The 11949-nt window shown below is 70.5% G+C and carries 10 protein-coding genes; 7 read left to right on the top strand and 3 right to left on the bottom strand.

Going from position 1 to position 11949, the window contains the following annotated elements; genetic code table 11:
* Window positions 1-49 precede the first annotated feature (49 nt).
* On the top strand, window positions 50-2086 hold the full coding sequence (locus tag ABD844_RS28960) for a glycosyltransferase family protein (protein WP_344884875.1): 2037 nt from the start codon (window positions 50-52) through the stop codon (window positions 2084-2086).
* Window positions 2087-2158: 72 nt separating this feature from the next.
* Here the strand turns inward: ABD844_RS28960 and ABD844_RS28955 are convergent, their stop codons facing one another.
* Window positions 2159-2836 carry a hypothetical protein gene (locus ABD844_RS28955; RefSeq protein ID WP_344884871.1) on the bottom strand — a complete coding sequence of 226 codons (678 nt, stop codon included), beginning with the start codon at window positions 2834-2836 and terminating at the stop codon, window positions 2159-2161.
* 257 nt (window positions 2837-3093) lie between these two features.
* On the opposite strand from ABD844_RS28955, the gene ABD844_RS28950 reads away from it, so the two are divergent.
* The 6 genes from ABD844_RS28950 (at window position 3094) to ABD844_RS28925 (ending at window position 9209) form a co-directional block, all read left to right on the top strand.
* On the top strand, window positions 3094-4725 hold the full coding sequence (locus ABD844_RS28950) for a hypothetical protein (protein ID WP_344884868.1): 1632 nt from the start codon (window positions 3094-3096) through the stop codon (window positions 4723-4725).
* Window positions 4726-4733: 8 nt separating this feature from the next.
* Complete coding sequence (locus ABD844_RS28945; RefSeq protein WP_344884865.1) at window positions 4734-5618, top strand: PrsW family intramembrane metalloprotease; 885 nt, start codon at window positions 4734-4736, stop codon at window positions 5616-5618.
* Window positions 5619-5782: 164 nt separating this feature from the next.
* Window positions 5783-7876, top strand: coding sequence for a sensor histidine kinase (locus ABD844_RS28940; RefSeq protein WP_344884862.1), 2094 nt, complete (start codon window positions 5783-5785; stop codon window positions 7874-7876).
* A 13-nt stretch (window positions 7877-7889) separates the two neighbouring features.
* Window positions 7890-8297 carry a roadblock/LC7 domain-containing protein gene (locus ABD844_RS28935; RefSeq protein ID WP_344884859.1) on the top strand — a complete coding sequence of 136 codons (408 nt, stop codon included), beginning with the start codon at window positions 7890-7892 and terminating at the stop codon, window positions 8295-8297.
* The gene (locus ABD844_RS28930; protein ID WP_344884856.1) at window positions 8294-8656 is read left to right on the top strand and encodes a DUF742 domain-containing protein; all 363 of its coding nucleotides are present in this window, start codon (window positions 8294-8296) and stop codon (window positions 8654-8656) included. Before ABD844_RS28935 ends, ABD844_RS28930 begins: the two co-directional genes overlap by 4 nt.
* Entirely contained in the window at window positions 8637-9209 is a 573-nt protein-coding gene (locus tag ABD844_RS28925; protein WP_344884853.1) for a GTP-binding protein, read from the top strand. Before ABD844_RS28930 ends, ABD844_RS28925 begins: the two co-directional genes overlap by 20 nt.
* 33 nt (window positions 9210-9242) lie before the next feature.
* Here ABD844_RS28925 and ABD844_RS28920 read toward each other — a convergent pair whose 3' ends face one another.
* The gene (locus tag ABD844_RS28920) at window positions 9243-9617 is read right to left on the bottom strand and encodes a DUF742 domain-containing protein (RefSeq protein ID WP_344884850.1); all 375 of its coding nucleotides are present in this window, start codon (window positions 9615-9617) and stop codon (window positions 9243-9245) included.
* Window positions 9614-11920, bottom strand: coding sequence for a sensor histidine kinase (locus ABD844_RS28915; protein WP_344884847.1), 2307 nt, complete (start codon window positions 11918-11920; stop codon window positions 9614-9616). Before ABD844_RS28915 ends, ABD844_RS28920 begins: the two co-directional genes overlap by 4 nt.
* Between the last annotated feature and the right edge of the window lie 29 nt (window positions 11921-11949).

The following is an 11949-nucleotide window of genomic DNA, read 5'->3' as shown; positions in this document are numbered from 1 at the left end:
GAAACCGCCGTACTATGACAGACCTCCGCTGAGCGATAGGCGTACCACCATGGCCGAAACCCCCGACGAGCCCACCTACCAGCGGCTCGGCCCCGTCAACTGGCTGCCAGAGGAGCGCAAGCTCGTCGAGCGCTTCGAGACGGAGGTCAGGGAGCTGCGCCGGCGGCTGGAGATAGCCGAGGCCAAGGCCGCGTACGCGACGTGGAAGCTGGAGGCCACCCAGGCCAAGCGCACGTTCAAGCTGGGCGAGGCACTGGGCGCGAAGAGCCCGGGGAAGATCGTCGAGGCGGTCAGGTCGAGGGAGAAGGCGCCCAAGCCGCCCGCCCCCGTCACCGAGGCGATCGAGACGGCGAACCACCGGCCGCCGCTGGTGGAGGTGCCGGCGGTCAAGTGGCCGGGCGGCCCGGTGAACCGGCCGGAGCTGAAGGTCGCGGTGATCCTCGACGACTTCTCCAGGATGGCCTTCCGCTACGAGTGGGACCAGATCGAGTTCGGGCTCAAGGACTGGCCGGAGATCTTCGCGGACAAGCGGCCCGACCTGCTGTTCTGCGAGTCGGCCTGGCACGGGAACCAGGGCCGCTGGCGCTACCAGATGACCGGCACCAACGCCCCCAAGGAGCCGCTGCGCGACCTGGTGGCCTGGTGCAGGCAGGAGGGCATCCCCACGGTCTTCTGGAACAAGGAGGACCCGCCGAACTTCGACTTCTTCATCGACACGGCCAAGCTGTTCGACTACGTGTTCACCTGCGACGGTGACATGCTGACGAAATATCGGGAAATTCTGGGACACGACCGGGTGGACGTGCTGCAGTTCGCCGCCCAGCCCCGCGTGCACAACCCGATCCAGCAGAACAAGGGCCGCCTGCACGACGTGGTCTTCGCCGGGATGTACTTCCGCGACAAGCACCCCGAGCGCCGCGAGCAGATGGAGACCGTGATCGACCCGGTCAGGGAGCTGGGCCTGCACATCTTCGCGCGCAACGGCGAGGTGGACGAGAAGTACGCCTGGCCGGAGAAGTACCGCCCGCACATCGTCGGCGAGCTGCCCTACGACCAGATGCTGGCCGCGTACCGGATGTACAAGGTCTTCCTCAACGTCAACTCCGTGCTGGACTCGCCGACCATGTGCGCGCGGCGGGTCTTCGAGCTGTCGGCGTGCGCGACCCCCGTGGTGTCGGGGTGGTCGCGGGCCGTCGAGGAGACCTTCGGCGACCTCGTGCCCATCGCGCGGGAGCCGATCGAGTCGTACAACCAGGTGCTGCACCTGATCAACAGCCCCGAGCTGCGGGCGCGGATGGGACACCTGGCGATGCGGGAGGTGTTCGACAAGCACCTGTTCTCGCACCGGGTCGACCAGATCCTGCAGAACCTCGGGCACCGCGTGCCGGCACGGTCGCGCTCGATCTCGGTCGTGCTGCCGACCAACCGCGCCTCACAGATCGAGCACGCCATCTCCTCGGTGGCCAAGCAGCTCCACCGGCCGCTGCAGCTCGTCATGGTGCTGCACGGCCTCGACATCGATCCGGTCGTGGTGGCCGACAAGGCGCGGATGGCGGGCCTCATCGACGTCGTGGTGCTGCCCGCCGACGCCTCGATGACGCTGGGGGCGTGCATGAACATGGGCATCGCCGCCGCCGAGGGCGAGCTGATCGCCAAGATGGACGACGACAACCTCTACGGCGAGCACTACCTGTCGGACTTGGCGCGGGCGTTCGACTACACCGACGCCGAGCTGACCGGCAAGGGCGCCCACTACGCGTACTTCGAGGGCGGCAACACCACGATGCTCCGGCTGCCCGGCCTGGAGCACCGGTACTCGTGGCTGGTGCAGGGCGGCACGTTCCTCGGCAAGGCGGACCTGTTCCACTCGTACCCCTTCGCCGACATCACACGAGGTGAGGACACCCATCTCGTACGGCGGCTGAAGGAGGACCGCGTCAAGATCTACTCGGCCGACCGGTTCAACTTCGTCTACTGGCGCAGCGCCGACACCTCGATGCACACCTGGCAGGCCGACCACATCAAGCTGACCAGGAACGCCCAGTTCGCCTTCGTCGGCCGCCCCGACGACCACGTGCTCATCTGACGAGGGCGCCCGGAGCCGTGGCGCCACCTCGTACGAGACGGCGACGCGCCCGGCTCGCGGGATCGGGCGGGTCTATCCGCTCACCCGGGCCAGGTTCTGGTCGGCGAGGGCGGCGAGCTGGTAGAGGCCCTGCGGCTTGACCCGCTCGCCGACCACGAGCATGCTCATGACCAGCGTCCCCCGCCTGATCATGACCGAGCCGATCTGCGCGTTCTTCTTGTCACCCGCCGCCGTGGTGAGGTAGGCGCTCGACTGGTCGCCCTTGGTGGGCATCTCCAGCGTGCGCGTCTTGTACGTGACCTTCGTCCCGCCGACGTCGGCCGTGTACGCGGCGCACTGCTTCGGCAGCGGCGCGGGGAAGGCCGCCGCGGGCAGCGACACGACCGCCTGCGTGATCGAGCCGCGGGCCGCGGAGAAGGCGATCACCGCGGCGGGCGACTTGGCGACCTCCGGCTTGGCGGCGTCGAGCTGGGCGGCGCCCGCGCACTCGGGATGTTGCAGCTTGGCCTGGCGGACCGCGGCCAGGCCCTGCTGGGTGGACTTGAGCGTGCCGAACGCGCCCAGCTCCGGCCCGTACGCGACGGTCATGCCCTTGGGCACCGGCAGCAGGGCGGCACGCAGGCGGGTGGTGTCGGCCCCCGACGGCGTCGCGGGTGTCGAGGCCGCGGCGGGCGCCGGGCTCTCCTCCGCTGATGAGCATCCGGCGATGACCAGGGTGCTGAGAAATATGCCGGAAACGGCCTTACGCATGGGTTCTCCATTTGACTTCAGCGGCATTGTTCAAACGCTAGAGGAAACGGAATGCCGGGGGCCGCGCAACGTCGCTATTCAAGGGATTAAGAGATTTCGCGAGGGATTTCCGCTTCACCCGTATTGAACCGACCGCTGCCGTCCCACCTCGCGATATGTGCCCCAAACCGGCATCAGCCGCCCTAGGGCCCGCAAAATGTTCACCGGGCACTGCGCGGCGCTGTGCGGCTTTTCTCCGGGCTGATGATGATCGCGCCATGAGCTTGACCGCGCGCGATCTCGGGATGGATCTGCCCATTTCCCGCAGAGACCTCTTCGACGGCATCGCCGTGGGATGCGTGCTCGCGCCGGGGAGGGCCGCCGCGGAACCGGCCCGCGAGGCCGTCCAGGAGGCGCAGGATCGCGCCGCGCCCTTCACCGTCCGCGGGGACACCGGAGAGGCGCTCAGCGTGCCGCACGCGCTGCGGGACGGGCGTTTCTGGGAGCACGCCGGCCCTCCCGTGCCGACCGGGGAGCGTTTCGACCTGGTGGTGGTCGGCGGGGGGCGCGGCGGGCTGAGCGCGGCGGCCGAGTGGCTGCGCCGCCGTCCCCTGGCGAGCGTGCTCGTCCTCGACAACCGCGACGGCGAGCCCAGCGAGGAGTACGGCGAGCACGACAGTCACGGCGAGCGGCGGAGCGCGGGGCGGGGCGCGGGACCACTGCGGCGCGGGACGGCTCCTGACGCCGTGATGTGCGACGCGGAGAGCTTCGGCACGGACACGCTGGTCGGGCTCTCCTCCCCCGGCTGGATCGACCGGCTGCCGATCGCCGCCCAGGCGCGGCGGGACCTGCTGACGCTGTACGGCGACGCGCCCGACTGGTTTCCAGGGCTCTCGGCCGAGGGCAGGCAGGAGCGGCTGGCGGGGCTGACGTACTCGGAGTTCCTGCGTGAGGTGTGCGGGGCGCATCCGGACGCCGAGCGGTTCTGCCGGACCATGTCGTGTCCCGAGTGGGGCTACGACACCCGGGCGTTCGGCGCGATCGACGCCTGGGGCACCGGGTATCCGGGGTTCGGCGGGCTGGGGCTCGGCCGGGACGAGCCGTCGCGGTACAACTCCCCCACCGTTCGGCGGGAGTGGCACGGCCCCGTTCCGGTGCCCCCGGCTCCCGCGCCGGACGAACGCGCACGCCTGCGACCCTCCAGCCCCGTGGTGTCGGTACGCGACGGGGCCGGCTCGGCGAGCGTCGGCTACTTCGACGGCCACCGGGTGCGTACCGTCGAGGCCGGGGCGGTGATCCTCGCCTGTTGGAACGCGGTCGTCCCGTACCTCGTGCCCGCACTGCCCGAGGCGCGACGGCGGGCGCTGCGCGAGGCCGTACGGGTGCCGCTGGTGTCGGCGACCGTGCGGTTGCGGGACGCGGGCGCCTGGCGGCGGCTGGGCGTGCGCCGGGTGCGGTGGACGGGCGCGTACTGGAGCTGGTGCGAGTTCGCGCCGCCCGGCGGGGTGCGGCTGCTGGCCACGCCGTGCCGGTCCGAGCTGGGGCCGGGCGAGGGCTCTGCGGCGGGCCGTCGGGAGTTGTTCCGCACCCCGTACGAGTCGCTGGAGCGGTCGGTCCGCGACCAGCTCGCCCGGCTGCTCGGCCCCGTCGGCTTCGACCCGGGCGGGGACATCGCGGCCATCACCGTCCACCGGTGGGGCCACGCGCTCGCGCCGGAGTACTGCCGGCCGTGGCACCCGTTCTACCCCGACGGGCCGTTCCCCGCCGAGGCCGCGCGCGGGCCGTTCGGGCGGATCGCGATCGCCGGCTCCGACGCGGGCTCGTGCGCCGGGTCCGCGTCGGAGCCCGTGGCCCGCGGGGAGGCCGCCGTCGCCGCCGCCGTGCGAGCAGTGGAGGAGCTGTCGCGATGAAGCCGCCGATGCGGACGCCCGTGAAGACGCCGGCCAAGTCGCTGTGGCTGCGGATCTTCCTGACCGGGCTGGTGCTCTGGCTGGCCACGGTCGCCGTCACCGGATGGACCGGGAACTCCAATCTCGTGCCGACGGTGGTGCTGTTCGGCAGCTTCCTGGTGCCGGTCACGTTCGTGGTCTGGGCGTACGGGCGGGACCGCTCGCCGGACGTGACGGTCGAGGTGCTGTTCCAGGCGTTCGTGGTGGGCGGCGTGCTGGGCGTGCTCGGCGCCTCGCTGCTGGAGAGCTGGCTGATCCGGCCCTCGATCCTGATGTACCTGCTCGTCGGCCTGATCGAGGAGGGCGTCAAGCTGGCCGCCCTGATGTTCGTCACCAGGCGGCTGGCCAGGCGCTCGACCAGGGACGGCGTGGTGCTCGGCGCGACCGTCGGCTTCGGCTTCGCCGCCTTCGAGAGCGCGGGCTACGCCTTCAACGCGCTGTTCACCGCCGACGGGCTGTCGCTGGGCCAGGTCGTGGAGACCGAGGTGCTGCGCGGCATCCTGACGCCGGTCGGGCACGGCCTGTGGACCGCGATCGCCGGTGGCGCGCTGTTCGCCGCGCGCGGGAGGCTCACCGCTCCGGTCTTGCTGACGTACCTGGGCGTCTCGGTGCTGCACGCGCTGTGGGACTCGATGAGCGCCATCGCCATCGCCATCACGCTGGTGCTGACCGGGCAGCCCTGGCAGTTCGAGCTGCTGCGCATCGGCCGGGTGCCGCACGTGTCGGCCTGGCAGGTGCACGTGTACACGCTGCTGAACTGGGCGGGACTCCTCGTGATCTCGCTGGTCGCGCTCGCGTGGCTGTGCGGCCTCCTCGCCTCCGCCCGACGCGATCGCCAGACCATGCCCCAATAATCACGGTAATGAACGCCTTCCTCCCACTGCGCCGGAACCATAAACGGTGCTAGTCTCCTGTGCGATCTTCCGGAGGTGTATTTACACAAGGTGTGGAAATGCCCCCGACTCGAGGTTGGGACATGGGCTCGCAAAACCGGTCAATTCGGTTCAAGATCTTCCTATTGTTACTGCTACCCCTCCTGTCTCTGAGCGCGCTCTGGGGTTTCGTCCTCAACCTCACCATGGGCGACGCCCAGTCACTACTTCGCGCGGACGCCCTTTACCGGACTCTCGGCATCACCTCCACCGACCTGGGATTACAGCTTCAGGCCGAACGCGTCCGCTCCGCCGAATCGCTCACCGAGCGTGATCTGTCCGGAGCACTCGGCGGCCAGCGCGCGCGTACCGACCGATCCGTCGCCGAGTTCAGGCAGTCCGTCGCCGACGCGGGCGGAGCCGTCGACGGCGAGCTGCGGGTGCCGCTCGACGTCCTCGACACCGCTCTTGACCGCCTCGGCACGATCAGGACGAACATCGACAACGGCCTGACCTCCCGCCTGGCCGGCCTCAACGAGTACAACAGCGTCATCGACTCGCTCTTCACGGTCTACGACCACCTGGTGCCCGTCGCCGACCTGTCGATCTTCCAGCAGGCGTCGGCGTTGCAGGCCATCGGCATGGCCAGGGAGCACATCGCCAGAGAGCACGCCCTCGTCGTCGGCGGCCTGGCAGACGGGCGGTTCACCGCCCCGGAGGCGACCGCCTTCACCGAGTACGCGGCCTCCAGGAAGTTCCTGCACTCGCGCGGCCTGGCCGGGCTCGAAGTGGCGTTGCGCAGGCCGTACGAGCAGGTGTTCGCCACCGAGCCGTTCCTCACCTTCGCCACCATGGAAGCCCGCGTCGTCAAGTCCGGCGCGCCGCCCCCCGACGCCGCCGCATGGCGCGAGACCGTCGACAGGCTGACCACCCGCCTCGACGAGCTCGGCGCGAACTCCTCCGCCACCCTGGCGGCCCGCGCGGCCGAGGCCGCCGCCGCCACCGTGGTCGAGATCGCCGTCGCGGGCGGCCTCGGTTTGATCGCCGTGCTCGCGTCGATCATCATCTCAGTACGCTTCGGTCGTCGCCTGGCCGCGGAGCTGGCCGGGCTGCGTACCGCCGCGGTCGAGCTGTCGCAGGAGCGCCTGCCCGACCTCGTGGCGCGGCTGCGCAAGGGCGAGGACGTCGACGTGCGGAAGGAGGCCAGGGCGATCAGGGTGAGCGGTTCCGCTGAGATCATCGACGTGGCCAGGGCCTTCGGTTCCGTGCAGCGCACCGCCGTGCGGGCCACGGTGGGCCAGACCGCGCTGCGCCGCGGGGTCGGCCAGGTCTTCCTCAACCTCGCCCGGCGCAAGCAGGGCCTGCTGCACCGCCAGCTCGCGCTGCTGGACGGCATGCAGCGCCGCACGCACGACCCCGACAGGCTGGAGGAGCTCTTCCGCCTGGACCACCTGACCACCCGCATGCGGCGGCACGCCGAGAGCCTGATCGTCCTTTCCGGCGCCGCCCCAGGACGCTCCTGGCGCAAGCCGGTGCCCGTGATCGACATCGTCCGGGCCGCGGTCTCCGAGGTCGAGGACTACACCAGGGTCACTGTGGAGTCGATGCCGGTCAGCGCGATCGACGGCACGGCCGCGGCCGACCTCACCCACCTGGTCGCCGAACTGGTCGAGAACGCCACCATCTACTCGCCGCCGGACACCCACGTACTGGTGCGCGGCGACCTCGTGAGCAACGGCTACGCGATCGAGGTCGAGGACAAGGGGCTGGGGCTGTCGGCCACCGACTACGCGCGGCTGAACACGCTGCTGGCCGCGCCCCCTGAGTTCGACCTGGCCGACAGCGACCGGCTGGGGATGTTCGTGGTGGCCAAGCTGGCCGAGCGGCACGGGATCAGGGTCCTGCTGCGCCGCTCGCCCTTCGGGGGCACCACGGCCATCGTGCTGGCGCCGCGTTCGATCGTGAACGAGCCGAGCGCGCAGGAACCGGTCGGCGGTGACGGCAAGGCCGCGCTGCCCGGCCGTACGCGGAAGAAGGCGCTCGCGGTCGTGACCTCGGGCACCCACGCGGGGCTGCCCAGGCGAGTGCGCCAGGCCAGCCTGGCCCCGCAGCTCAAGGAATCACCCCCTGAGCCGGAGTCACAGGCCGAACGCTCTCCCAACGAGGTACGCGACCTGTTCTCCGCGTTCCAGCGGGGAACGCAACGCGCCCGAGAAGAAGCCTCTGAGGAGGGGCCATGATTAAGGGGGATGCATGAGTGCGCCGACCACCAACACCGGTGAGCTGAACTGGCTGCTGGACGACCTTGCCGGCAGGGTCTCGGCGGTGCGCCAGGCGGTCATCTTGTCGACCGACGGCCTGGCGGTGGGCTATTCCAAGGGTCTGAGCAGGGAGGACGCCGAGCACCTTTCCGCGGTGGCGGCCGGGTTCCAGAGCCTGGCGCGCGGCACCGGCCGTCATTTCGGCGGCGGCGACGTACGCCAGACCATTGTGGAAATGGAGTCGGCGTTCCTGTTCGTCACCGCTGCGGGCCAGGGCACCTGCCTGGCCGTGATCGCCGAGGCGAACGTGGACGTCGGCCAGATCGCCTACGAAATGGCGATGCTGGTCAAGCGGGTGGGCCAGCACATCTCCACCAATCCGCGCGCTGGGGCGTCATGAGCGATAGCCCGCAGTGGTTCGATGAGGAGGCGGGACCCGTCGTCCGGCCTTATGCTCTGATCCGCGGTCGCACGCGTTCCTCCGGAGACGCGTTCGACCTCGTGGCCTCCGTGCGCGCCATCGGCGAGCCCGGTGACGGATCGGGGCCGGAACAACAACTCATCCTGCGGGCAGCCCGTAGTCCGATCTCGGTGGCCGACCTCGCCGTCGAGCTCGACCTGCCCGTCGGTGTCGTCCGGGTGCTGCTCGGTGACATGCGTGACCACGGCCTCATCTCGGTGACGTCGCCCTCCGCCGGAGGGTCGCGGTCGAATGAGCGCATTCTCAAGGAAGTGATCAATGGACTCCGTGCTCTCTGAGGACCCCGTCGCGCTCAAGATCTTGGTCGCGGGGGGGTTCGGCGTCGGCAAGACCACCCTGGTCGGGGCGATCAGCGAGATCAAGCCGCTGCGCACGGAAGAGGTGCTCTCCGACCGCGGTATCGGCGTCGACGACATCGACGGGGTCGAGTCCAAGACCACCACCACCGTGGCGATGGACTTCGGCCGCATCACGATCCGCGAGGGGCTGGTCGTCTACCTGTTCGGCACGCCTGGGCAGGAGCGGTTCTGGTTCATGTGGGACGAGCTGTCCTACGGCGCGCTGGGCGCGGTCGTGATCGCCGACACCCGGCGGCTGACCGACTGCTTCCCGTCCGTCGACTACTTCGAGCAGCGCGGCACGCCGTTCGTGGTGGCCGTCAACTGCTTCGACGGCGCGGAGCGGCACAGCATCGACGACGTGCGCGTCGCGCTCGACCTGGACGACGACGTGCCGGTCATGCTCTGTGACGTGCGGCGGCGCACGTCGGCCAAGGAGGTCATGATCACGCTGGTCGAGCACTCCCTCCGGACGCTCACCTCCGCGAACTGACCGCGTCACGGGTCAGAGCTGACAGCGCACGGGTCAGAGCGCCCGTAGGCCGTTGATCACCTCGCGGAGCAGGCTCTCCGACGGGGCGGCGGCCTTGTCTCGCGGCGGGCGCACCGTCACCAGGCCGTGCTCCAGCAGGTCTCCCAGCAGCACGCGTACGACGCCGACGGGCAGGCCGAGCTCCCCGGCCAGCTCGGCGACCGGCCTGCCCTGCCCCGCCAGCCCGGTCAACAGCCGCCGGTGCTGAGCGCTCAGCTCGGCCTTGGCCGGGGCGGGCACCCCCGTCGGGACGACGGTCGCCAGCAGGTCGACCTCTGAGGAGGCGGACCTGGTGCGTCCGCGCGCGACCGCGTACGGCCGCACGACGGGCCCGGCCTCCTCGTCGACCCACTCGTGCTCGCGACTCACGATTGAGCTCCCCCATCCTGATCACTGTCCTGCCGACCGCGCTGCCAGCCGGACTGGAGCGAGGAGAGCAGCGCCCTGGTCTCCTCTGGTGAACGCTCCTCGACCGGTGAGGCGGGGGTCGGCGCCTGGTTGAGCGTCTGCGGCAGAGCGCTCGTCCTGTTTCGCTGCGGCAGGCCCGTGGACCGCTCGCGCTGCGGCAGGGCGGTCGGCCGCTCGGGGCGCGGCAGTTGCCGTGGCGCCGCTTCGTCCGTGGAGCCCGCCTGCTGCGGCAGGGCAGCGAGGCCCGTCGCGCCGCCATGGCCGTCGCCGTTGGCGGCCCGCTTGCTGGTACGGACCCGGCGCGGCAGCTCGCCGGGCTCCGTGGTCTCCTGCCGGTCCGTCCGCATGACCGAGACGGAGACGGACTCGAACTCCACCGCCTGCATCGGGGCCGTCATGGGCTCGATCAGCGAGGCCGGCACGAGCACGATGGCGGTGGTGCCCCCGTACGGGGAGGGCTTGAGCGTGACCTTGACGTCGTGCCTGGCGGCGAGCATGCCGATCACCGCCAGGCCCAGCCGTTCGGTCTGCGCGGGGTCGAAGTCCGGCGGGCTGGCCAGGCGCTCGTTGAGGGCCCTGCGCGTGGACTCGTCCATGCCCAGGCCGCGGTCCTCGATCTCGACGGCGAAGCCCTTGCCGACCATCTCGCCGCGCACGGAGACCTCGTTGCCGGGCGAGGAGAAGGTGGTCGCGTTCTCGATCAGCTCGGCGAACAGGTGCATGAGGTCGGCCACCGCCGAGCCCGACACGCCGCACTCGGGCATCGGGTAGACGCGGACCCGGGTGTACTCCTCGACCTGGGCCGAGGCGCCGCTGAGCACGTCCTCGACCGGGATGGCGGCGCGCCACCTGCGGCCCGCGGAACCGCCCGAGAGCAGCACCAGGCCCTCGGCGTGGCGGCGCATGCGGGTGGTCAGGTGGTCGAGCTTGAACAGCCGCTCCAGCGCCTCGGGCTCCTCGGTCTGATGCTGCATCTCGTCGAGCAGCTTGAGCTGGCGCTGCAACAGCGACTGGCTGCGCCGGGCCAGGTTGCGCAGCGCCTCCGAGACGCCCTCGCGCAGCCTGGCCTGCCCGACGGCCGCGTCCACGGCCGTGCGCTGCACGCTGTCGAACGCCGCGGCGAGGTCGCCGACCTCGCTCGTCGAGCGCCGGCCGACGGTGATGGGCGGCGCCTCGGCCGCGATGTCCACGCTCTCGCCCTTGCGCAGCTTGGCGACGACGTCGGGCAGCCGGATCTCGGCCAGGTCGAGCGCGGTACGGCGCAGCGCCCCCATCTCGCGGGTGAGCCGGCGGCCGACCCGGATCGAGACGACGACGGAGAACACGACCGCGACCAGGCCGAGCACCCCGGTGACCGCGGCCTGCACGATGACCGCCGTGCCCGCGGGCTCCATCCTGGCCAGCAGCTTGTCGCCGGTGCTCCAGACGGCCTCGCGGTACTCCTTCTGCACCTGGTCGGCGATGCCGTGCCAGAGGTCCAGGTCCAGCGGCCGCCCGCTGATGTACGACTCCAGGAGGTTCTCCATGGTGACGTAGCGGGGCGAGTAGTACAGCTTCTCGAACGGGGCCCGCAGCTCGGTGTCGAGGTTGGCCAGGGCCTTGGGGAACAGGTAGGTCCTGGAGCCGTCGATGCCGGCCAGCAGGTGCATGTCACGCATGTCCGCCCGGCCGTTGGAGGCGATGACGATGGCGTGCTCGCGGGCCAGCAGCTCGCGTACCTCGTCGGCGGCGATCAGGCCCTGCGCCTGGAGCGACAGATCCAGGTCGGTGCTGACCACCAGCCGGGAGTACAGGAGGTGGATCTCGTCGGGGATCTTGGCGTACTCGGTGACCAGGCCGCCGGGGGTGAGCTGGCGCTCGTCCACCTTGCGCCGGATGTCCTGCAGCCGGTCGATCGCCTCGAAGACCGTCTGGAGCTGGGACTCCATGTCGGCGGTGAGCACCGCCCGGGTCTCCTCGGACGTCGCGTTCCTGCGCAGGGTCTGGTTGTCGGCGTCGACCTCGCCGCGTGCCTTGGCCAGGGCGCCGGAGTCCTTCGCGGTGCCGGCGAGCCGCTCGGCCGAGGCCAGGCGCTCGGTCTGCAGGTCGGAGATCAGAGCGTCGGCATTGTTGATGATGCCGGTCCAGATGGTCTCGACCTTGAGCAGGTTGAGAGCCTCCCCCGTGGTGGTGCTCGCGGCGAAGCCCCAGAGCGCGATCAGGGAGGCCAAAGGGATGACGAGCAGCGTCGAGATCTTGAATCTGATGGATCTGCCCGATGCCATGGTACCTGCTCCCGGATAGAAGATCGCGG

The sequence above is a fragment of the Nonomuraea antimicrobica genome, assembly GCF_039536965.1.
In the GTDB taxonomy this organism is placed as follows: Bacteria; Actinomycetota; Actinomycetes; order Streptosporangiales; family Streptosporangiaceae; genus Nonomuraea; species Nonomuraea antimicrobica.
The sequence above is the reverse complement of the archived record's forward strand: the minus strand, read 5'-3'. Positions and strand labels throughout refer to the sequence as shown.

Coding starts and splice junctions, on each gene's coding strand:
- ABD844_RS28960 (WP_344884875.1), top strand. CDS start 50: ATGGCCGAAACCCCCGACGAGCCCACCTACCAGCGGCTCGGCCCCGTC.
- ABD844_RS28955 (WP_344884871.1), bottom strand. CDS start 2,836: ATGCGTAAGGCCGTTTCCGGCATATTTCTCAGCACCCTGGTCATCGCC.
- ABD844_RS28950 (WP_344884868.1), top strand. CDS start 3,094: ATGAGCTTGACCGCGCGCGATCTCGGGATGGATCTGCCCATTTCCCGC.
- ABD844_RS28945 (WP_344884865.1), top strand. CDS start 4,734: ATGCGGACGCCCGTGAAGACGCCGGCCAAGTCGCTGTGGCTGCGGATC.
- ABD844_RS28935 (WP_344884859.1), top strand. CDS start 7,890: ATGAGTGCGCCGACCACCAACACCGGTGAGCTGAACTGGCTGCTGGAC.
- ABD844_RS28930 (WP_344884856.1), top strand. CDS start 8,294: ATGAGCGATAGCCCGCAGTGGTTCGATGAGGAGGCGGGACCCGTCGTC.
- ABD844_RS28925 (WP_344884853.1), top strand. CDS start 8,637: ATGGACTCCGTGCTCTCTGAGGACCCCGTCGCGCTCAAGATCTTGGTC.
- ABD844_RS28915 (WP_344884847.1), bottom strand. CDS start 11,920: ATGGCATCGGGCAGATCCATCAGATTCAAGATCTCGACGCTGCTCGTC.